The following is an 18,225-nucleotide window of genomic DNA, read 5'->3' as shown; positions in this document are numbered from 1 at the left end:
CCAGCGACTCAGACCATCGCCAGCCGCTGCTTGCGTTGTGGCGCTTTGAATACCTGGTCCAGCGCCGCCAGATCCCCGGCATCCAGTTGCAACTGCGCCGCTTGTGCATTGAGTTGCACGTGTTCCGGTCGCACAGCCTTGGGAATCGCAATCACACCATCCTGACGCAGAATCCACGCCAGCGAAACCTGTGCCGAGGTCACGTTGTGACGAGCGGCAATTTGCTGTAGCGCCGGTTCGGCGAGCATCGCGCCGCCCTGGCCGATCGGGCAGTACGCCATCAACGGCATACGCTGTTGCTGGCACCAGGGCAGCAGATCGAATTCGACGCCGCGCTCTTCGAGGTTGTACAGCACCTGATTGGTGGCGCAGGCCGGGGAGGCCAGTTCTTCGAGATCGTCGACATCGAAATTCGACACGCCCCAACGGCCGATCTTGCCGTCCGCGCGCAAACGTTCGAAGGCTTCGACGGTTTCTTCCAGCGGATACTGACCGCGCCAGTGCAACAGATAGAGGTCGATGTAATCGGTGTCGAGCCGGCGCAGACTGCGCTCGCAGGCTTGCGGGATGCCTTTGCGGCTGGCGTTGTGCGGATAGACCTTGCTCACCAGAAATACCCGGTCGCGCAGACCGGCGATGGCTTCGCCAACCACGCTTTCGGCGCCGCCCTCGGCGTACATTTCCGCTGTATCGATCAGGGTCATGCCCAGTTCGATGCCTTGACGCAACGCGGCCACTTCCCGCTTGTGCGCCGAGCGATCCTCGCCCATGCGCCAAGTGCCCTGGCCGATCACTGGAACCTGCACGCCTGCCAGTTCAAGGGTACGCATTCAAACCTCCTGTGCTGATGGTCATACCTTAGTGGGCAGCAGGATAGCGCAGGGGTTCCAATGGAGGTCGATGAACCTGTGGCGAGGGAGCTTGCTCCCGCTGGGGCGCGAAGCGGCCCTTGCTCTTCTTTCAGTTGAAGTTGAAAAAGCAGGGGCCTGCTGCGCAGGCCAGCGGGAGCAAGCTCCCTCGCCACAGGTTAAGTGTTATTTCGCGGAGAACTTCAACACCACGCTATGGCTGTAAGTCTGCCCCGGATCCAGCCGCGTGCTCGGAAAATCCGGCTGATTCGGCGCATCCGGATAGTGCTGCGTTTCCAGGGTAAACGCGCCCCAGTGCGGATAGACCTTGCCACCCTTGCCCTTGACCGTGCCATCGAGGAAGTTGCTGGTATAAAACTGCACCCCCGGCTCGCTGGTGAACAGCTGCAGATGCCGCCCGGACTGCGGATCGCTGACCTCGGCGGCGACTTTGCTCACATCACTCTTGGTATCCAGCACCCAGTTGAAATCGAAGCCACCCTGTTGCGGTTCGGCGAATTTCAACTGCGGGTGATCGGCCTTGATGCGCGTGCCGATCGCGGTGGGCGTGGTGAAGTCCATCGGCGTTCCGGCCACTGGCGCCAGTTCGCCGGTCGGGATCAGCTTGGCGGTGACTGGGGTGTAGCGGCTGGCGTGCAGGGTGGCGATCTGTTTCAGCACATCACCATTGCCGGCGCCGGCGAGGTTGAAGTAGCTGTGGTTGGTCAGGTTGAGCACCGTCGGTTTATCGGTGCTGGCCTTATAGTCGATGCGCAATTCGTTGCTGTCGGTCAGGCGGTAGGTCACTTCGGTGGTGAGATTGCCGGGGAAGCCCATTTCACCGTCCGCCGACAGATAGGTGAGGGTTACGCCGACGGAATCCTTGTCCTTGGTTTCCTGCGCTTTCCAGACCTTCTTGTCGAAACCCTGAGTACCGCCATGCAAGGCGTTGGACTTGTCGTTCTGCGGCACCTGATAGCGTTTGCCGTCGAGTTCGAACGCACCGTCGGCGAGGCGATTGCCGAAACGGCCGATGGTCGCACCGAAATACGCCGTGCCTTTCTGGTAACCCTGCACGTCGTCGAAACCCAGCACCACGTCAGCGGCTTTGCCGTGTTTGTCCGGCACCAGCAGTGATTGCAGGGTGGCGCCGTAGGTGATGACGGTCGCCTGCATGCCGTGGCTGTTGCGCAGGATGTATTGCTCGACGGGCGTGCCGTCATTGGTTTTGCCAAAGGCTTTGTGTTCGGCGCTGAGGCCGGCCGCGTTGGCGGAGAGGGTGGCGATCATCAGGGACAGTCCGAGGCCGGAGAGCAGGTGACGTGATTGAAGCATGGTTGACCTTCCTTTTTGTTGTTGTTTTCAAAACACCACAATTCCCCTGTAGGAGCTGCCGCAGGCTGCGATCTTTTGATCTTGATTCTAAAAACGAAGGTCAAAAGATCGCAGCCTTCGGCAGCTCCTACACGGTACTAGTCAATCTATTTGTGCAGGTAAAGAAGGTTTATAGCGGATTTATCGTGTATTTCAACAATAAAGACTGACTAATTGGCTTGGCGCTCCTTCGCCGTCAATCGACCGGGAAAATCCGCCACTGCACTTTTCCGGATTCGGCGGCTCTATCCATGGCCAGGATGCGGCGACGCCCGCCGCGCAGGAATGTGCCTGTTCGAGAATTCATGCCGAGAGCTTTTCACCCGATCCCCCGATTTTTTCGCCGCCCGTGCCTGTTGCTGGCCTGTCTGTCATTGCTGTTTGTCAGCGGGTGCACGCACCAGACCGGCAACGGTTTCATCGCTCAGATGCGTGACGGTCAACCGCAGGAATTCCTGCAGACCAGCGTCGATCGCATGGCCACGTTGGCGATGCGCGACAACCTCAACAGCCTTTATCGGTTGATGGGCAAGCTGTATTTGCGCAACCCGGAAGAGCTGCGCAAATCGGGATTCCTCGACATCAACACCGCGGTGAAACAGGTGCGCCTGGCAGTCGAGCAGCAACAACCGTTGCCGGTGCTGGGCGGGCGCAAGGATCTGGCGGCGCTCAGCTACGCGATGAGTCCGGAGTTTCTCGGGGATCGGGTCGGCGCCTTCATCTATGCCATCGGCAGCATGCTGGTCACCGCCCACGGCAATCGCATCGAGTTCTACATGACCGATGCAATCAACCCGACCTTCGTCCACAACGCCGCGCGCAATATCGAGAAAGCCACGTGGATTCTGGCTCAGCGCCAGAACAAGGAAGGCCAGCCGCTGCTGTTCTCCAATGAAATCTCGGAGGAGGGCAGCAACCTGAGTTTCGCCACCGAGTTCGGCAAGATCGTCGCGCGGCTTGATCTGCTGACGCAGATGCTCGATGAGCGCTACCGGCGCATTGGGTTGAATTACGCGCAGAGTCTGCTGTTCCTGAATTTCCTCCCGGTGCAGTAATCCCTGTAGGAGCTGCCGCAGGCTGCGATCTTTTGATTTTGTTTTTTAAGATCAAGATCAAAAGATCGCAGCCTGCGGCAGCTCCTACAGGGAAGTGTTGTCAGTCATGAGGGATAGGTTGTATACAATCCTCCGTCACATTTGACTCAAATGGAGCTGCACCTGTCATGACCGACTCCGCAAGCACCGACTTCACTCGCACTGACTGCGTCATCCGCACAGAAAAACTGCCCTATGCCGCGTTACTAGCGTTCGCCATGACCGGCTTTATCGCCATCCTCACCGAAACCCTGCCGGCCGGGCTGCTGCCGCAGATCGGGGCCGGGCTTGGGGTCAGCGAAGTGCTCGCCGGGCAACTGGTGACGCTATATGCACTGGGCTCGATTGTCGCGGCGATTCCGCTGACCGTCGCCACCCGGGGCTGGCCACGGCGGCGGGTGCTGTTGATGACGGTTGGCGGGTTCCTGCTGTTCAACACCGTGACCACGTTCTCCAGCCATTACGGCTTGACCCTGGCGTCGCGGTTTCTCGCCGGGATGGCGGCGGGGCTGTCGTGGGGAATCATGGCCGGTTACGCCCGCGGGATCGTGCCGGTGCATCAGCAGGGGCGGGCGTTGGCGATCGCCATGCTCGGCACCCCGGTGGCGCTGTCGCTGGGCACCCCGGCGGGGACCTGGCTGGGCAACCTGATCGGCTGGCGCGCCTCATTCGGGATCATGTCGGCGCTGGCGTTGGTGCTGGCGGCGTGGATTGTGCTGGCGGTGCCGGATCGTCCGGGCCAGGCCAGCGCCGAACGCCTGCCGTTGCTGCAATCGCTGCGTCTGCCGGGTGTACGGCCGGTGCTGTTCGTGGTGCTGACCTGGATGCTCGGGCACAACATTCTCTACACCTACATCGCGCCATTCCTGATGCAGGCCGGACTGGCTGAGCGGGTCGATCTGGTGCTGCTGGTGTTCGGCCTGTGTTCGCTGATCGGGATCTGGATCATCGGCCTGCTGGTGGACCGCTGGTTGCGCTGGCTGACGCTGATCAGCCTCGCGGTGTTTGCCGTGACCGCACTGGTGTTGGCGCTGATGTCCCCGTCGCCGTGGCTGATCTACACCTGCATGGCCGTGTGGGGCCTGTCATTTGGTGGTTCGGCGACGTTGCTGCTGACGGCGGCGGCGGATTCGGCCGGCGAGCATGTGGACGTGGTGCAGGCGATGCTCACCACCTCCTGGAATGTGGCGATTGCCGGCGGCGGTCTTTTTGGCGGATTGCTGCTGGATCGGGCGGGCGCGATGTCGTTTCCGTGGGCGTTGTTGATCCTGTCGCTGATCGCGCTCGCGACGGTGTGGATCAACCGTCATCACAGCTTCAAACCGGGCCGGCGCCAGCACTGAACCACACCTCCACTGTAGGAGCTGCCGAAGGCTGCGATCTTTTGATCTTGTCTTTTAATCAAGATCAAAAGATCGTCCGAACGCGGCCCGAGCCTTCGGCAGCTCCTACAGTGTTAGATGTAGGGATCGGGCATAACGATAGACCGCATCGATATATGTGGTTATATGAAAAATCGCTATGCTGCGGGCCAGATTTTTCCTGTCGTTTTTCTGGACGTCTTAATGGAATTGGCAAATTTCGGCCTGGTCATCGCCGGGCTGGTGGTGGGTTTTATTGTCGGCATGACCGGTGTCGGCGGCGGTTCGTTGATGACGCCGATCCTGCTGTGGTTCGGCATCAACCCGGCAACAGCGGTGGGCACCGACCTTTTATACGCGGCCATTACCAAATCCAGTGGCGTGCTGGTGCACAAGAAGAACAACAACATCGACTGGGCGATCACCGGCTGGCTGACCCTCGGCAGCGTGCCGGCAGTGGCCATGACTTTGTGGTTTCTCAGCACGCTGCACACCGCGCCCGAAGCGATGAACGCGATCATCAAACAGGCCTTGGGCTTCGTGTTGTTCGCCACGGCGCTGGCGATTCTGTTCAAGAAGCGCCTGCTCGAATTCGCCCACAAACGCGCGGGCGGCAACTACAACCCGAGCGGCGCGCGCCTGAATGTGATGACGGTGATCACCGGGCTGATCCTCGGCACCATGGTCGCCCTGACCTCGATCGGCGCCGGCGCCCTCGGCACGGTCGCACTGTTCATCCTTTATCCGCTGCTGCCGACCCGACGTCTGGTCGGCACCGAAATCGCCCACGCCGTGCCGCTGACTCTGGTTGCGGGTCTGGGCCACGCGAGCATGGGCAACATGGATTGGGGCGTGCTGGGCTTTCTGCTGATGGGTTCGTTGCCGGGCATCTGGCTGGGCAGCCACCTGACCGGGCGTATCTCCGACGAATTACTGCGCCCGTGCCTGGCGACCATGCTGCTGTTGATCGGCTACAAACTGGCTTTCTGATGTAGGAGCTGCCGAAGGCTGCGATCTTTTGATCTCCGTTTTTACGATCAAGATCAAAAGATCGCAGCCTGAGGCAGCTCCTACGCTGCGGTATGAAGGATGTTGAATTTCATGACGGTCACCGGCAAATCCTCGTAGACCAGATCCTCGACCACCTCCCAACCCAACCCCGCATACAGCGATTGCGCGGCGTCGGTGTACAGATACAGCTGCGGCACTCCCAACGTTTTGGCTTCAGCGACGATCCGGTTAACCAGCTGCGAAGCAATTCCGCGTCCGCGTTCTTCGGCTTTCACGTAGACGCCCGCCAGCCACGGCGTCAGTTGCGGGCGGATCTTCATGTCGCTGTCGATCAGCAGCGCGCCGCCGAGCAACCTGCCGTCTTCAATAGCCACCACCACGCTGGGAATTGCACCCTTGCCACAGGCGGCGCGCATCCGCTCGGTGCGGGCCTCAAGGGTATCGCCGTCACGGAATTCGCCCCATTCCTTGAAGTTGAGTTCGGCCAGTTCCTCAATCAAATGCGGGTGATCGCACAGGTAATCGATGTGCATGGGTTGAACTCCATTTCGTGGGCGGAACAGCCAGCCTAATGTGCTCACAAAAGGTAATCAAATCCGCGTCACGATTACGCCGATGCGGTTGCGCAATGTCGTGGCTGACCTAAGCTTCTGACAAGGCGAAACATATTTGCCGGGCACGACCCCGGAACAATCGCCGCGATGCGCAATCATTAGAGCGTGGATATCAAAAGGAGATGCGCATGCTCATCAGGTCACTGACCCTGACACTCTTGCTGGCGATTGCCGGCCCCTTGTTCGCCGCTGACAATGACTCGCCCATAGCCGGGGATGTGGGACGGGCCCGACCGTTGATCGTAATCGCACAAAGCACCGTCGATCCGGTGTGGGTGGGGTTGAAAAAGTCGCTGGAAGATCCTGCCAACAAGAAAGGTGTGACTGATCGCAACATCAAGGTTTACACCATCCTCAACATGGCCGGTCAGCTCGATGGCAAAGACCTCGGTCAGCAGGACACCATGGCTTTGCTACGGTCGCTGAAACTCGGTGCCGGCGCGTACCCGAAAGTGTTCCTGCTGGGCAAGGACGGCGAGGCCAAGCTCTCGGCCTCGGGCGATGAAGCGAAGTCGGTGGACCTGAAGAAGATCTTCGACACGGTTGATGCATTGCCGGCGAGCGAGAAAGAAATCAGCGCACCGACGGTTGCTGAAACCAAGGCCACCGCCGCCGAACCGGCAGCCAAGAAAGGCGAAAAGGGCGCCAAGGCGAGTAAACCGGCGAAACCGAGCAAGCCACCGGAAATGCCGGATGACTGATGGCATGGCCTGAATCAAAAAAATGGGCGACCTCTGCAGGTCGCCCATTTTTATTGCCCGCCCAAAGATCGCAGCCTGCGGCAGCTCCTGCATCGACCGATTGAAAACCCGATCCTGTACCTTCAGGAGCTGCCGAAGGCTGCGATCTTTTGATTTTCAGTCGGTCAAAACGCTGAGGATCGTGTGAGCAATCTTCACCCGCTCCGGAATCGGAAAGTTCTTGTTCGCCAGAATCACCACGCCGACATCCTTCGACGGCACAAACGCCACGTAACTGCCAAAGCCACCCGTAGACCCGGTTTTGTTCAGCAGCACATTATCCGCCTGCGGTTGCGGCGGGGTCAGCCACTGCACCTTGTGCGGCTGCATGGCCATTTCCGTGCTGTTGCCGGCCAGCAAACGATCGAGGCTGATCGGGTAACGGTACATTTCCCAACCCAGACCCTGAGTCATGTCGCCGACGCTGTAGTAACCGGTGTGGGTGTTGGCGATGGCTTTTTGCAGCGGGGCCTCCAGGCTTGCCGGTTTCAGGTTGACCTGCACGTAACGCAGCATGTCGGCGGCGCTGGTTTTCACGCCGTAGGCTTCTGAATCCATCGCGCCCGGGGTGACGCGCACCGGTTGGTCGTCCTTGTCGTAGCCCTGCGCGTACAGGCTCATTTGCGCTTTCGGCACTTGCAGGTAGGTGTGTTGCAGGCCAAGTTTCGGCAGCAGGGTTTCGCTCATCGCCTGATCATAGGGCTGGCCAAGGGTCTTGGCGGCGAGATAACCGAACAGGCCCAGGCTCGGGTTGGAGTACAGGCGCTGGCTACCGGCCGGGAAGCTCGGTTTCCACTGTTGGTAGTAGCCGAGCATCTTGTCCGCCGAATCCCACGGGTCAGGGAATTGCAGCGGCAGGCCGCCGGCGCTGTAGGTGCCCAATTGCAGCACGCTGATGTTGTCGAAAGCGCTGCCCTTGAGTTCCGGCCAGAGCTGGCTGGCCTTGGTCGACAGGTCCAGTTTGCCGGTCGCCTGCGCATAGCCGGCCAAGGTCGCGGCGAAGGTTTTGCTCACCGAGCCGATCTCGAACAGGGTGTTTTCGCTGACTTTCTGCCCGGTATCCTTGGCGGCGACGCCGTAATTAAAGTAATGCGGTTGGCCGTTGATGGTGATAGCCACGGCCAGGCCCGGAACCTGCTGTTGCTGCATCACCGGGGTGACGGTTTTATTCACCAGGGCTTGCAGTTGTTCGTCGCTCGGCGTGGCAGCCATGCACGCGTTAGCAGCGAAAATTACGCCGAATGCGCTGCAGGAAATGACTTTTCTCGGGTTGATGAAGGACATGAGTGAACCACTCTCCATGAGTGTTGAGGGTGATATCCCGCTACACTGCGGGCAATTGAAACGTTGCTCGACTGATCAGCGCCGACAATTTAGGCAGTCTGGCACTCGTCGACAAACGATGATATTTCGCATGAGCCATTAGAAAAATTTGGGACCTGGCATGATTCGACCTCAACTGCCGCTCAATGCGCTGCGCGCATTCGAAGCCTCGGCGCGGCATCTGAGCTTTACCCGCGCCGCTGTGGAATTGTGCGTGACCCAGGCGGCGGTGAGCCATCAGGTCAAAAGCCTTGAGGCGCAGCTCAACGTCACCCTGTTCAAACGCCTGCCTCGTGGGCTGATGCTGACTAGTGAAGGGGAGACCCTGTTGCCGGTTTTGACCACCTCATTCGATCATATCGCGCAGATGCTTGAGCGGCTGGCCGGCGGTCAGTATCGGGACATGTTGACCGTGGGTGCCGTCGGAACCTTTGCGGTCGGTTGGCTGCTGCCACGGCTGGCAGACTTCCAGGCGAAACATCCGCTCATAGATTTGCGCCTGTCGACTAATAACAACCGGGTCGACGTCGCGGCTGAGGGGCTGGATTACGCGATTCGATTCGGCGCCGGAGCGTGGCATGGCATCGAGGCCACTCGCCTGCTCGATGCGCCACTGTCGGTGCTGTGCGTGCCGGAAATCGCCCGGCAACTGCACACTCCGGGCGATCTGCTGCAACAGCGCTTGCTGCGTTCCTATCGCACCGATGAATGGCCGGAATGGTTTCATGCCGCAGGCCTGGCGACCCACGCGGCCCCGCCGCAGAGCATTGTCTTCGATTCGTCGCTGGCGATGATGGAAGCCGCGCTGCAGGGCAGCGGAGTCGCATTGGCACCACCGCTGATGTTCGCCCGGCAACTGGCAGCGGACGTGATTCGCCAGCCGTTTGCGATTGAAATCACCACCGGCAGTTATTGGCTGACGCGCCTGCAGTCGCGCCCGGAGACGGCGGCAATGCTCGCCTTCAAAAACTGGCTGCTACAAATCTCTGCCTGACACAAATCCTTTGTAGGAGCTGCCGCAGGCTGCGATCTTTTGACTTTGATTTTTGAAGATCAAGATCAAAAGATCGCAGCCTGCGGCAGCTCCTACAGGTTGGAATTGCGGCTGATGGCCGTTGGTCTGCTCGATAGCACGGCCTGCGCAGGCACGCTTCCAAGCTGTATGGCCCGGGTTTTCCGGACCTCCTTGGTGAGGTGTGTCATGGCTAATGATTTGCTGTTTCAGGGTGGTGTGCTGCCGACCGATCCAACCCGTCCGTTGCCCGGCACGGATGAGCCGACACTGACCGATCACGATGCGCCGCCGGGCATGAGCCCGGGACGTGATCCGTTGAGTGATGCCGATCGGCCGGAAGACTGGAAGGACCCGGCGGCGGACGATGATGTGCCGCCGGCGGATGAGCCGACGCCGTTGTCGGATGATCGCAGATAGTGAAAAAAACCGGCCTTGGTGCCGGTTTTTTTGTGGGTGGTCAGTTGCAGTGTGTGTTGTTCATGTGGGCCTCATCGCGGGCAAGCCCGCTCCCACAGTGGTCAGTGGTGTCATGCCGCATGTCCTGTGGGAGCTGGCTTGCCAGCGATGGCGGCCACAATGTCGCTGAAAATCAGAGATCAGACTTCAAGGGTACGAACCACCACCCGCCGCTCCAGATTCAACGCCAGCACACTGATCAACACCACCGCCGCGCCAATCAGAACCATCAGCGACGGCTGCTCGCCGAGGCCCACTGAAGCAATCCCCATCGCCGTCGGCGGTATCAAATAAAGCGTCATCGTCGCCCGGCTCAAGTCCACATGCCTGAGCACAAAGCCCCAGGCCAGATAAGCCAGCGCGCTGGGAAACACCCCTAACGCCAGCACCGCGCACTGCACGCGCAACGGCGCCTTCAGCACTGCATCGCTCAGCCCCGGCAGATAAATCAGCAACAGCAGCGTCCCCGACCACACCGCATAACAGGCCAGACTGAAGCCGTCATAACGCCGGGCGTGGTGTTTTTGCAGGGCGAAGTAAATGCTCCATGACAGCGCTGCCAGCAGGATCAGCAAGCCATGCGCGTCGATCTGCCCCAGGCCCCGATCGGCGCTGACCACGATCACCACGCCGACCAGTCCCAGCAATACGCAACCCCAACGCCAGACACTGACCTGATCCTTGAACACGTAGCGCGCCAGCAGCGTACTGAACAGCGGGCTCGACTGCGCCAGTACGCTGGAGGCGCCGGCACTGACGCTTTGCTGGCCGATGTTCAGCGCCACGTGATGCAGGCTGACGGCAAAAAATCCCAGGGCGAACAACAGCGGTACGTCGCGCCGTTGCGGCAGGCGAATGCCCTTGAACGCCGCGATCACGGCCATGAACAACGACGCCAGGAGAAACCGCAGCAACGCCAGATGCCCGGGGTCGTAGGCTTGCAGGCCAATGTGAATGCCGGTGGGTGAATAGGCCCAGCAGCTGACCACGAAGGCCATGCTCAGAATGATTTTCAAGGGAGAGGGGGGCGGCATGATTGGCTCATTGCGAGGGTTGATGCGCCGAGTATCTGGGCGGCGAACAAGTCTCCACAACTGACTTATACTGCGTTGAATGTTCATTTTGAGTGATGAGTATGGAACTGGCGCAGATCCGCATGTTCAAGACCGTGGCCGACGAGGGCAGCATTGCCCGCGCCGCTGAAAAGCTGTTTTGTGTGCCGTCGAACATCACCGCACGGATCAAGGCGCTGGAAGCGGAGCTCGGTGTGGCGCTGTTTCTGCGCGAGGGGCGCGGGCTGCGGATCAGCCCGGCGGGGCAGACGTTTCTGGCGTATGCCGAGCGGATTCTGGCGCTGACCGCCGAAGCCAAGCGCGCGGTGGATCCCGCCGCCGAACCCTCCGGGCCGCTGCGTATCGGCGCGATCGAATCCTCGGCCACCGGGCGTTTGCCGCGTCTTTTGGCGAGGTTTCACAAGCGCTTTCCGCGAGTGGCACTGGAGCTGACGACCGGCACCTGGAGCCAGTTGCTCGACGATACTGTCAACCATCGCCTGGACGGCGCCATCGTCGCAGTGGACGTCGAGCGCTCGCAGCTCAAACGCACACCGATGTACCGCGAAGAACTGCTGCTGATTGCCTCGACGTCATTCGGGCCGGTGCGCGACATCCACGATCTGCAGGACAAAACCGTGTTCATGTGGCCGCAAGGCTGCCCGTATCGGGCGGCGCTGGAGCATTGGTTGTTGCGTCAGGGCCAGGCGCTGCCGATTGTCAGCCTGGCGAGTTACGGGGCGATTGTCGGTTGCGTAAGTGCCGGCGCCGGGGTCGCGCTGGTGCCCAAAGGCGTGTTCGAGCAATACGCCAAAGGCGCTGGCTGCGTGGGCTATGAGTTTCCTGAGCTGACGGCGATCGACAACCTGTTTTACTGGCACGAAAACGCCGGGGTACACCCGGCGCGTGAGGCGTTCGTGGCGATGTTGCGCGAGGAATTCCTCTGACTCCATCCGCATTCCCAGTGTAGGAGCTGCCGAAGGCTGCGATCTTTTGATCTGGCTTTTCAATAACAAGATCAAAAGATCGCAGCCTGCGGCAGCTCCTACATGGGAGGGGGTCAAGGAGTCAGGTCGCGCATCAGCAGGCCAAAGCGCAAATCCACCGCATCCGGAATCGGCAGGTACACCTTGTGCCCGTCGCCGGGCGCGACTTCGATGGCTTCACCCTTGGCACTCTGCAACTGGTGCAGATCGAAATGGAAGTTGCCCTTGGGCGTCATCAATTCCAGATGATCGCCCAAGGCAAAACGGTTCTTCACCTTGACTTCGGCCAACCGGTCGCGGCGCTCGCCGGTCAGTTCGCCAACGAACTGCTGACGCTCGGACACCGAGCTGCCGTTCTGATAATTCTGGTATTCGTCATGCACATGGCGGCGCAGGAAACCTTCGGTGTAGCCGCGCTGGGCGAGTGATTCGAGATCGGTCATCAGGCTGCGGTCGAACTCGCGTCCGGCCATCGCGTCGTCGATGGCCCGGCGATAAACCTGGGTGGTGCGCGCGCAATAGAAGTGCGATTTGGTCCGGCCCTCGATCTTCAGCGAATGCACGCCCATGCGCGTCAGGCGTTCGACGTGTTGCACGGCGCGCAGATCCTTGGCGTTCATGATGTAGGTGCCGTGCTCGTCTTCAAAAGCGGGCATCAACTCATCAGGGCGATTGGCTTCCTGCAGCAGAAACACCTGATCGGTCGGCGCGCCGATGCCCAGGGTCGGCTCCGGCTGGAAGGTCTGCACGATCTCGCCGAGCTGGTTTTCCGTAGCCTGCTGCGCCGAATACTTCCAGCGGCAAGCGTTGGTGCAGGTGCCCTGATTGGCGTCGCGCTTGTTCATGTAGCCCGACAGCAGGCAGCGCCCGGAGTAAGCCATGCACAGCGCACCGTGGACGAACACCTCCAGCTCCATGCCCGGTACCTGTTCACGGATTTCGCCGATTTCTTCCAGCGACAGCTCCCGCGAAAGGATGATCCGGCTCAGCCCCTGTTGCTGCCAGAACTCGACGCTCGCCCAGTTCACCGTGTTGGCCTGCACCGAAAGGTGGATCGGCATCTGCGGAAAATGCCGGCGCACCAGCATGATCAGGCCCGGGTCGGACATGATCAGCGCGTCCGGCGCCATCTCGATCACTGGCGCCAGATCCTTGAGGAAGGTCTTCAGTTTGGCGTTGTGCGGGGCGATGTTGACCACCACGTAAAAGCGCTTGCCCTGAGCCTGCGCTTCGCGAATGCCGAGGGCGAGGTTGGCGTGGTCGAATTCGTTGTTGCGCACCCGCAGGCTGTAGCGCGGCTGGCCGGCGTAGACCGCATCGGCACCGTAGGCGAAGGCGTAGCGCATGTTCTTCAGGGTGCCGGCGGGGGCGAGCAATTCCGGGGCGGCGAGGGGCAGGTCAGGGATCATGGCGAGCATCGATGGCAAAAGCGCGGCAGGGTAGTGCAGCGGCAAGTGCGGTTTATTGATCTGGATCTACGTTTGAGTTTGCGAAGTTTATCTGTGCAGAAAGGGCACAGATCATGTGCCGGTTCCACTGTGTTCGGTTTGACGATGGCTGCCTAACATTCGCTTATCAAATCAACCGAAGGAGGACTTTCCCATGCAGAACTTTACGCGCCGCTTTCTCACCGCTTGTGCATTTTCCGGTGTACTGGCCAGCACCGGGGCCATCGCCGACAGCCACCCGACCATTCGGGCGATGTCAGGCGCTACGCCGGTCGATCACCTGCCAGCCGGCAAATCGGCCCTGATCGTGATCGACTTTCAGAATGAATACTTCAGCGGCGGGATGCCGATCCCGGACGGTGCCGCTGCGCTGGCGAAAACCCGTGAGCTGATCACGTTCGCCGACAGCCACAAAATCCCGGTGTACCACGTGCAGCACATTGCACCGGCCGGTTCTGCGGTGTTTGCCATTGATGGCGAGACGGTGAAGTTTCACAAGGACATGCAGCCGCGCCCACAAGACGTTGTCCTGCAAAAAAACACCGTCAGCGTGTTCGCCAGCACCGACCTTGACCAGCAACTGAAAAAGGCCGGCATCCAGACCCTGATCATATCCGGCCTGATGACCCACGCCTGCGTGGCGGGTGCCGCACGGGACGCCGCGCCTTTGGGCTATAACGTGATTGTCGCGTCCGATGCCTCGGCGACCCGCGCCATCACTCGGGCCAACGGCGTGTCCATCGACAAGGATTCGCTGCACAAGGCCGCGCTGGCGGAAGTCGAAGACACCTTCGGCGACGTGTTGGGCACTGCGCAGATCGTCAAACTGCCGGTGCGCTGATTAGCCGGGCTGCATCGTCCAGGCAATCTATGCTCCATGAACAAAGATGGCACTCGCGCGCGCCCCGGCTGACTAAGGTTCGGGGCGTGCGAGACGCCTGACTGACATGGATCGGACATGAACGAAAAAACCCTGCAATTCAAATCCCTCACCGTGCTGTTGTTGCTGGTGACGGTCGCCTTCATCTGGATTCTGCTGCCGTTCTACGGCGCGGTGTTCTGGGCGGTGATTCTCGGCATTCTGTTTGCGCCGATGCAGCGCAAGTTACAGATCAAATTCGGCTGGCAGCGCAACCTGACAGCGCTTTGCACGTTGGGCATCTGCCTGGTCATCGCGATTCTGCCGGTGATCATCCTCAGCGTGCTGTTGGTCCAGGAAGGCGCGACGCTGTACAACAACATCGAAAGCGGCCAACTCGACATCGGTGCCTATCTGGCGCAGTTCAAACACAGTCTGCCCCCGTACTTTCAACATCTGCTCGATCGCTTTGGCATGGGTGAACTCAACGGCCTGCGCGAGAAAATCGTCAAGGCGTCGATGCAGGGCAGCCAGGTGCTGGCCAGCCAGGCGTTCAGTTTCGGCCAGGGTACGTTCGAGTTCGTGGTCAGCTTCGGCATCATGCTGTACCTGCTGTTTTTCTTCCTGCGCGATGGCGCTGAACTGGTGCGCAAGATTCGCACCGCAGTACCGCTGGAAGAGAATCACAAACGCCGTTTGCAGTTGAAATTCAATCGGGTGGTCCGCGCGACGGTCAAGGGCAACCTGGTGGTGGCGGTCACTCAAGGGGCACTGGGCGGGGTGATTTTCTGGTTTCTCGACATTCCCAGCGCGTTGCTCTGGGCGGTGCTGATGGGCTTTCTGTCACTGTTGCCGGCGGTGGGCGCGGGGATCGTCTGGGCACCGGTGGCGGTGTACTTCCTGCTCAGCGGGATGATCTGGCAGGGCGTGGTGCTGGGGCTGTTCGGGGTGTTTGTGATCGGCTTGGTGGACAACGTGCTGCGCCCGATCCTGGTCGGCAAGGACACGCGCATGCCGGATTACATGATCCTGATCTCGACCCTCGGCGGCCTCGCAGTGTTCGGCCTCAACGGTTTCGTGATCGGGCCGCTGATCGCGGCGCTGTTCATGTCGAGCTGGGCGCTGTTCATCGAGACCAAACCGAAGGTCCAGTTGCCTTAAGCGTGGAATGGCGTGCTGACGATTTTCTGCGACAGGGCCTGCGCTGCGGGCAGTGAAGTGAGCGGGCCGCTGATCGGCTCGCCATCGCGCACCAGATACCAGCAGGCGAGCAATCCCGACGCTCGGAGCGATGCGGGAACGGCGCTGCCGACCACCGACATGATTTGAACCTGAGCCATGACAAGTACCTCCATCAATCTGTGGAGCTACCTTAGGGATTCGCTGCGCTCAGGGACAATCAACGCTTTCGATAGTGGTCATTGATCACAGTGAGGACTGTGTCAGTCGACAACCTGGTCGAGCATGTGCACCACTTCACGCTCATTGAGCAGGCCCTTGTGCACGAGATTCTCCGCCAGCAGCGAAAGAAACTTGGCGCAGCGGTGGCCTTCCAGGTGTTTCAGTTCAGTCAGCGCGCTGTACACCTTGCTTGAAGTGCACAGGCCGACGATGCGGTGCGGATTCTGTGTAGGCATGGGTCGTCCTTGTTTTTATCAACCTGTTGTTTACGGACGGATTCAGATTGCGGTTCCGTCATGACAAATGGATGACCGTTTTGTGTTTTGCCCCCGACGGTCAAGTCCATCATGCCGACTTTAGCTGCCGGGACTGTCCTCACAGCGACCTTGGCGAGATTTTTTCAGACTTTGCCCGACCGACGGTCATAAAAAAGCCCCGCTATAAAGCGGGGCTTGTTGGTTGCGATTACCAGCGCGGACCACCGTAGTAGCCGTGTGGCCGGCCATAGTAGCCGCGTGGTGGGCCGTAGTAGACCGGGCCAGGCACGTAGACAGGTTGTTGCACGTAGACCGGGGCCGGCTGGTAGTAGACCGGTGGCGGCGGTTGTTGCACATAAACCGGTGCCGGTTGAGCGTAAACAGGCTGTTGCACGTAGACCGGCCGGTCCTGATTGATCAATGCCGAGCCGATGATGGCCGAGCCGACGATCGCACCAAACACTGCCGGACCCTGCCAGCCACCGCCGTGGGCTTCTGCCTGACCTGTGATAGCGAATGCACCAATCAACAAGGCCACGATGGGGAGTTTACGAATCATGATAATTCCTCGGTTCTTCGACCCGGCGTCCGGGCCTGCACCAGGCCCAAAGTTGTCGCGGGGATACTTCTATGACAGCGAAATTCTGAAAATCAGCACAGCCGCTGGGTAAATTTTGTGTAAGGTCTGTACCGGCTTCTTTACCGGTCGGTCAAAGGGGGTCGCGGCCCGTTGCAGACAGGCGCTTATGATCGTCCAGAACCCGATGGAATGGCTAACTCCGTCCATCCGAAAGTCCGTTTTGAAGGAGAAGTTTCATGCAGATGAATCCCAACAAAGACACCCAACTGTGCATGTCCCTGTCCGGGCGCCCGGGGAATTTCGGTCTGCGCTTTCATAACCATTTGTACGAGCAGTTGGGCCTGAACTTCTATTACAAGGCGTTCAGCAGCCAGGATCTGCCGGGAGCCGTCGGCGGAATTCGTGCGCTGGGGATTCGTGGTTGTGGCGTGTCGATGCCGTTCAAGGAAGCGTGCATCGCGCTGGTCGATGAGCTGGATGCGTCGGCAGCCGCGATCCAGTCGATCAACACCATCGTCAACACCAACGGCCATCTCAAGGCCTACAACACCGATTACATCGCCATCGCGCAATTGCTGGAAACCCACGCGGTGCCAAAGGATACGACGTTCGCCCTGCGCGGCAGCGGCGGCATGGCCAAAGCGGTGGCCAGTGCCTTGCGCGATGGTGGCTACAAGAACGGCTTGATCGTTGCGCGTAACGAGCGCGCCGGGCGCGCATTGGCCGATTCGCTGGGCTATCGCTGGCAGGCGGAGCTCGGCGAAGAGCGACCGCAGATGCTGATCAATGTCACCCCGGTGGGCATGGACGGCGGGCCGGAAGCCGGGCAACTGGCGTTCGAACCAGAAGTGATCAAGGCCGCCGACACCGTGTTCGATGTGGTGGCGATCCCGTCGGAAACGCCGCTGATCGTGCGCGGGCGAGCCGAAGGTAAAAAGGTCATCACCGGGCTGGAGGTGATTGCGATCCAGGCGCTGGAGCAATTTGTGCTGTACACCGGAGTGCGGCCAAATGAAGAGCAGTTTGCGGCAGCGGTGAATTTCGCCCGCAGTTGATGTTCAGGACTGTATGTGTTGAATGAGTTGGCCCTATCGCTGGCAAGCCAGCTCCCACAGATATCAGGTTGCAACACAACCAGGTGAGCAACCCCAGATCCTGTGGGAGCTGGCTTGCCAGCGATGAATTCAACTCGGTTTATCGGCTTACCTATACTGCAGCCCCAGCAAGCCCAGACTTGCCCCTCACAAAAAACCTGATCGAGGCTCCCCATGCATCCGCCCATCCTCAACCTGCACCAGGTCGAACTCGAACCCCTGCCCGAAGCCCTTGCCCCGGAAGGCGAAGCCGCCGGTCGCTACCAGCAGCGCCTGGCGCGCATCGGCCAGCAGCTTGGCGCGCAGAAGCTGGGTTACCGCTTGTACGCGTTGCCACCCGGCATGCGTGGCAGCCCGTTTCACAGCCATCGGGTCAATGAAGAGATGTTCTATGTCGTAGCCGGCGAGGGCGAAGTACGGTTGGGCGCAGAGCGCTTTGCGATCCGCGCGGGTGATGTGATTGCCTGCCCGCCGGGTGGCCCGGAAATGGCGCACCAGATCATCAACACCAGCGATGCCGAGTTGCGTTATCTGGCGGTCAGCACCCAGCAGCAACCGGATATCTGCGAATACCCGGACTCCAACAAATACGCGGTGATGGACAACTTCAAGGTCGATGCCCAAGGCAATGCGTCAGGCTTTGTTGCCGTGGCGCGGCAGGCGGATGGGGTGGATTACTGGGATGGTGAATAACCCGTAGATCTCATGTAGG

20 protein-coding genes are annotated in these 18,225 nt (G+C 60.1%); 11 read left to right on the top strand and 9 right to left on the bottom strand.

Annotated elements, in window-relative coordinates:
- Window positions 1–8: 8 nt before the first annotated feature.
- Window positions 9–830 carry an aldo/keto reductase gene (locus ACU680_RS13935; RefSeq protein ID WP_448179728.1) on the bottom strand — a complete coding sequence of 274 codons (822 nt, stop codon included), beginning with the start codon at window positions 828–830 and terminating at the stop codon, window positions 9–11.
- Window positions 831–1,034: 204 nt separating this feature from the next.
- The gene (locus tag ACU680_RS13930; RefSeq protein ID WP_448179727.1) at window positions 1,035–2,183 is read right to left on the bottom strand and encodes an aldose epimerase family protein; all 1,149 of its coding nucleotides are present in this window, start codon (window positions 2,181–2,183) and stop codon (window positions 1,035–1,037) included.
- A gap of 344 nt (window positions 2,184–2,527) precedes the next feature.
- Between ACU680_RS13930 and ACU680_RS13925 the strand changes: the two genes are divergently transcribed.
- The 3 genes from ACU680_RS13925 to ACU680_RS13915 all read left to right on the top strand — a co-directional run bounded on the left by ACU680_RS13925 (window position 2,528) and on the right by ACU680_RS13915 (window position 5,667).
- Entirely contained in the window at window positions 2,528–3,277 is a 750-nt protein-coding gene (locus ACU680_RS13925) for a hypothetical protein (protein WP_448179726.1), read from the top strand.
- 167 nt (window positions 3,278–3,444) lie between these two features.
- A complete protein-coding gene (locus ACU680_RS13920) occupies window positions 3,445–4,659 on the top strand; it encodes an MFS transporter (protein ID WP_448179725.1) in 1,215 nt (404 codons plus the stop codon).
- A 222-nt stretch (window positions 4,660–4,881) separates the two neighbouring features.
- The gene (locus tag ACU680_RS13915; protein WP_064586898.1) at window positions 4,882–5,667 is read left to right on the top strand and encodes a sulfite exporter TauE/SafE family protein; all 786 of its coding nucleotides are present in this window, start codon (window positions 4,882–4,884) and stop codon (window positions 5,665–5,667) included.
- An 80-nt stretch (window positions 5,668–5,747) separates the two neighbouring features.
- Here ACU680_RS13915 and ACU680_RS13910 read toward each other — a convergent pair whose 3' ends face one another.
- Window positions 5,748–6,221 (bottom strand): GNAT family N-acetyltransferase, encoded by a 474-nt coding sequence (locus ACU680_RS13910; protein WP_367084064.1) that lies wholly within the window; start codon window positions 6,219–6,221, stop codon window positions 5,748–5,750.
- A gap of 209 nt (window positions 6,222–6,430) precedes the next feature.
- On the opposite strand from ACU680_RS13910, the gene ACU680_RS13905 reads away from it, so the two are divergent.
- Entirely contained in the window at window positions 6,431–7,003 is a 573-nt protein-coding gene (locus ACU680_RS13905) for a DUF4174 domain-containing protein (protein WP_448179724.1), read from the top strand.
- 156 nt (window positions 7,004–7,159) lie between these two features.
- On the opposite strand, the gene ampC is transcribed toward ACU680_RS13905, so the two are convergent.
- Window positions 7,160–8,326: a class C beta-lactamase gene (gene ampC, locus ACU680_RS13900; RefSeq protein ID WP_448179723.1), complete on the bottom strand. Its 1,167-nt coding sequence runs from the start codon at window positions 8,324–8,326 to the stop codon at window positions 7,160–7,162.
- A 160-nt stretch (window positions 8,327–8,486) separates the two neighbouring features.
- On the opposite strand from ampC, the gene ACU680_RS13895 reads away from it, so the two are divergent.
- Both ACU680_RS13895 and ACU680_RS13890 read left to right on the top strand, forming a co-directional pair.
- The gene (locus ACU680_RS13895; RefSeq protein ID WP_367084067.1) at window positions 8,487–9,359 is read left to right on the top strand and encodes a LysR family transcriptional regulator; all 873 of its coding nucleotides are present in this window, start codon (window positions 8,487–8,489) and stop codon (window positions 9,357–9,359) included.
- A 207-nt stretch (window positions 9,360–9,566) separates the two neighbouring features.
- Window positions 9,567–9,797, top strand: coding sequence for a hypothetical protein (locus tag ACU680_RS13890; protein ID WP_448179722.1), 231 nt, complete (start codon window positions 9,567–9,569; stop codon window positions 9,795–9,797).
- Window positions 9,798–9,976: 179 nt separating this feature from the next.
- On the opposite strand, the gene ACU680_RS13885 is transcribed toward ACU680_RS13890, so the two are convergent.
- A complete protein-coding gene (locus tag ACU680_RS13885) occupies window positions 9,977–10,870 on the bottom strand; it encodes a DMT family transporter (protein ID WP_448179721.1) in 894 nt (297 codons plus the stop codon).
- Window positions 10,871–10,971: 101 nt separating this feature from the next.
- Here ACU680_RS13885 and ACU680_RS13880 point away from each other — a divergent pair, with 101 nt between their 5' ends.
- The gene (locus tag ACU680_RS13880; RefSeq protein WP_367086229.1) at window positions 10,972–11,835 is read left to right on the top strand and encodes a LysR family transcriptional regulator; all 864 of its coding nucleotides are present in this window, start codon (window positions 10,972–10,974) and stop codon (window positions 11,833–11,835) included.
- Between the two features lie 113 nt (window positions 11,836–11,948).
- Here the strand turns inward: ACU680_RS13880 and trhP are convergent, their stop codons facing one another.
- On the bottom strand, window positions 11,949–13,283 hold the full coding sequence (trhP, locus tag ACU680_RS13875) for a prephenate-dependent tRNA uridine(34) hydroxylase TrhP (protein WP_448179720.1): 1,335 nt from the start codon (window positions 13,281–13,283) through the stop codon (window positions 11,949–11,951).
- Window positions 13,284–13,476: 193 nt separating this feature from the next.
- On the opposite strand from trhP, the gene ACU680_RS13870 reads away from it, so the two are divergent.
- Both ACU680_RS13870 and ACU680_RS13865 read left to right on the top strand, forming a co-directional pair.
- Complete coding sequence (locus tag ACU680_RS13870; RefSeq protein ID WP_448179719.1) at window positions 13,477–14,163, top strand: cysteine hydrolase family protein; 687 nt, start codon at window positions 13,477–13,479, stop codon at window positions 14,161–14,163.
- Between the two features lie 117 nt (window positions 14,164–14,280).
- Entirely contained in the window at window positions 14,281–15,342 is a 1,062-nt protein-coding gene (locus ACU680_RS13865; protein WP_448179718.1) for an AI-2E family transporter, read from the top strand.
- On the opposite strand, the gene ACU680_RS13860 is transcribed toward ACU680_RS13865, so the two are convergent.
- From ACU680_RS13860 to ACU680_RS13850, 3 genes are all read right to left on the bottom strand, one after another.
- A complete protein-coding gene (locus ACU680_RS13860) occupies window positions 15,339–15,521 on the bottom strand; it encodes a hypothetical protein (RefSeq protein WP_003223603.1) in 183 nt (60 codons plus the stop codon). The genes ACU680_RS13865 and ACU680_RS13860 overlap by 4 nt on opposite strands.
- A 102-nt stretch (window positions 15,522–15,623) precedes the next feature.
- Window positions 15,624–15,818: a hypothetical protein gene (locus ACU680_RS13855; RefSeq protein WP_025108897.1), complete on the bottom strand. Its 195-nt coding sequence runs from the start codon at window positions 15,816–15,818 to the stop codon at window positions 15,624–15,626.
- A gap of 229 nt (window positions 15,819–16,047) precedes the next feature.
- The gene (locus ACU680_RS13850; RefSeq protein WP_007965394.1) at window positions 16,048–16,398 is read right to left on the bottom strand and encodes a hypothetical protein; all 351 of its coding nucleotides are present in this window, start codon (window positions 16,396–16,398) and stop codon (window positions 16,048–16,050) included.
- Between the two features lie 257 nt (window positions 16,399–16,655).
- Here ACU680_RS13850 and ACU680_RS13845 point away from each other — a divergent pair, with 257 nt between their 5' ends.
- Both ACU680_RS13845 and ACU680_RS13840 read left to right on the top strand, forming a co-directional pair.
- Window positions 16,656–17,474 carry a shikimate 5-dehydrogenase gene (locus tag ACU680_RS13845; protein WP_448179717.1) on the top strand — a complete coding sequence of 273 codons (819 nt, stop codon included), beginning with the start codon at window positions 16,656–16,658 and terminating at the stop codon, window positions 17,472–17,474.
- Window positions 17,475–17,687: 213 nt separating this feature from the next.
- Window positions 17,688–18,206 carry a cupin domain-containing protein gene (locus tag ACU680_RS13840; protein ID WP_367084075.1) on the top strand — a complete coding sequence of 173 codons (519 nt, stop codon included), beginning with the start codon at window positions 17,688–17,690 and terminating at the stop codon, window positions 18,204–18,206.
- Window positions 18,207–18,225: the final 19 nt, after the last annotated feature.

The organism is Pseudomonas sp. LF020 (genome assembly GCF_053456425.1).
This window is presented reverse-complemented; position numbering and strand designations above follow the sequence as displayed.

Excerpts from the sequence above, each read along its gene's own strand:
- ACU680_RS13935 (WP_448179728.1), bottom strand. The coding sequence starts at position 830 with ATGCGTACCCTTGAACTGGCAGGCGTGCAGGTTCCAGTGATCGGCCAG.
- ACU680_RS13930 (WP_448179727.1), bottom strand. The coding sequence starts at position 2,183 with ATGCTTCAATCACGTCACCTGCTCTCCGGCCTCGGACTGTCCCTGATG.
- ACU680_RS13925 (WP_448179726.1), top strand. The coding sequence starts at position 2,528 with ATGCCGAGAGCTTTTCACCCGATCCCCCGATTTTTTCGCCGCCCGTGC.
- ACU680_RS13920 (WP_448179725.1), top strand. The coding sequence starts at position 3,445 with ATGACCGACTCCGCAAGCACCGACTTCACTCGCACTGACTGCGTCATC.
- ACU680_RS13915 (WP_064586898.1), top strand. The coding sequence starts at position 4,882 with ATGGAATTGGCAAATTTCGGCCTGGTCATCGCCGGGCTGGTGGTGGGT.
- ACU680_RS13910 (WP_367084064.1), bottom strand. The coding sequence starts at position 6,221 with ATGCACATCGATTACCTGTGCGATCACCCGCATTTGATTGAGGAACTG.
- ACU680_RS13905 (WP_448179724.1), top strand. The coding sequence starts at position 6,431 with ATGCTCATCAGGTCACTGACCCTGACACTCTTGCTGGCGATTGCCGGC.
- ampC (WP_448179723.1), bottom strand. The coding sequence starts at position 8,326 with ATGTCCTTCATCAACCCGAGAAAAGTCATTTCCTGCAGCGCATTCGGC.
- ACU680_RS13895 (WP_367084067.1), top strand. The coding sequence starts at position 8,487 with ATGATTCGACCTCAACTGCCGCTCAATGCGCTGCGCGCATTCGAAGCC.
- ACU680_RS13890 (WP_448179722.1), top strand. The coding sequence starts at position 9,567 with ATGGCTAATGATTTGCTGTTTCAGGGTGGTGTGCTGCCGACCGATCCA.
- ACU680_RS13885 (WP_448179721.1), bottom strand. The coding sequence starts at position 10,870 with ATGCCGCCCCCCTCTCCCTTGAAAATCATTCTGAGCATGGCCTTCGTG.
- ACU680_RS13880 (WP_367086229.1), top strand. The coding sequence starts at position 10,972 with ATGGAACTGGCGCAGATCCGCATGTTCAAGACCGTGGCCGACGAGGGC.
- trhP (WP_448179720.1), bottom strand. The coding sequence starts at position 13,283 with ATGATCCCTGACCTGCCCCTCGCCGCCCCGGAATTGCTCGCCCCCGCC.
- ACU680_RS13870 (WP_448179719.1), top strand. The coding sequence starts at position 13,477 with ATGCAGAACTTTACGCGCCGCTTTCTCACCGCTTGTGCATTTTCCGGT.
- ACU680_RS13865 (WP_448179718.1), top strand. The coding sequence starts at position 14,281 with ATGAACGAAAAAACCCTGCAATTCAAATCCCTCACCGTGCTGTTGTTG.
- ACU680_RS13860 (WP_003223603.1), bottom strand. The coding sequence starts at position 15,521 with ATGGCTCAGGTTCAAATCATGTCGGTGGTCGGCAGCGCCGTTCCCGCA.
- ACU680_RS13855 (WP_025108897.1), bottom strand. The coding sequence starts at position 15,818 with ATGCCTACACAGAATCCGCACCGCATCGTCGGCCTGTGCACTTCAAGC.
- ACU680_RS13850 (WP_007965394.1), bottom strand. The coding sequence starts at position 16,398 with ATGATTCGTAAACTCCCCATCGTGGCCTTGTTGATTGGTGCATTCGCT.
- ACU680_RS13845 (WP_448179717.1), top strand. The coding sequence starts at position 16,656 with ATGCAGATGAATCCCAACAAAGACACCCAACTGTGCATGTCCCTGTCC.
- ACU680_RS13840 (WP_367084075.1), top strand. The coding sequence starts at position 17,688 with ATGCATCCGCCCATCCTCAACCTGCACCAGGTCGAACTCGAACCCCTG.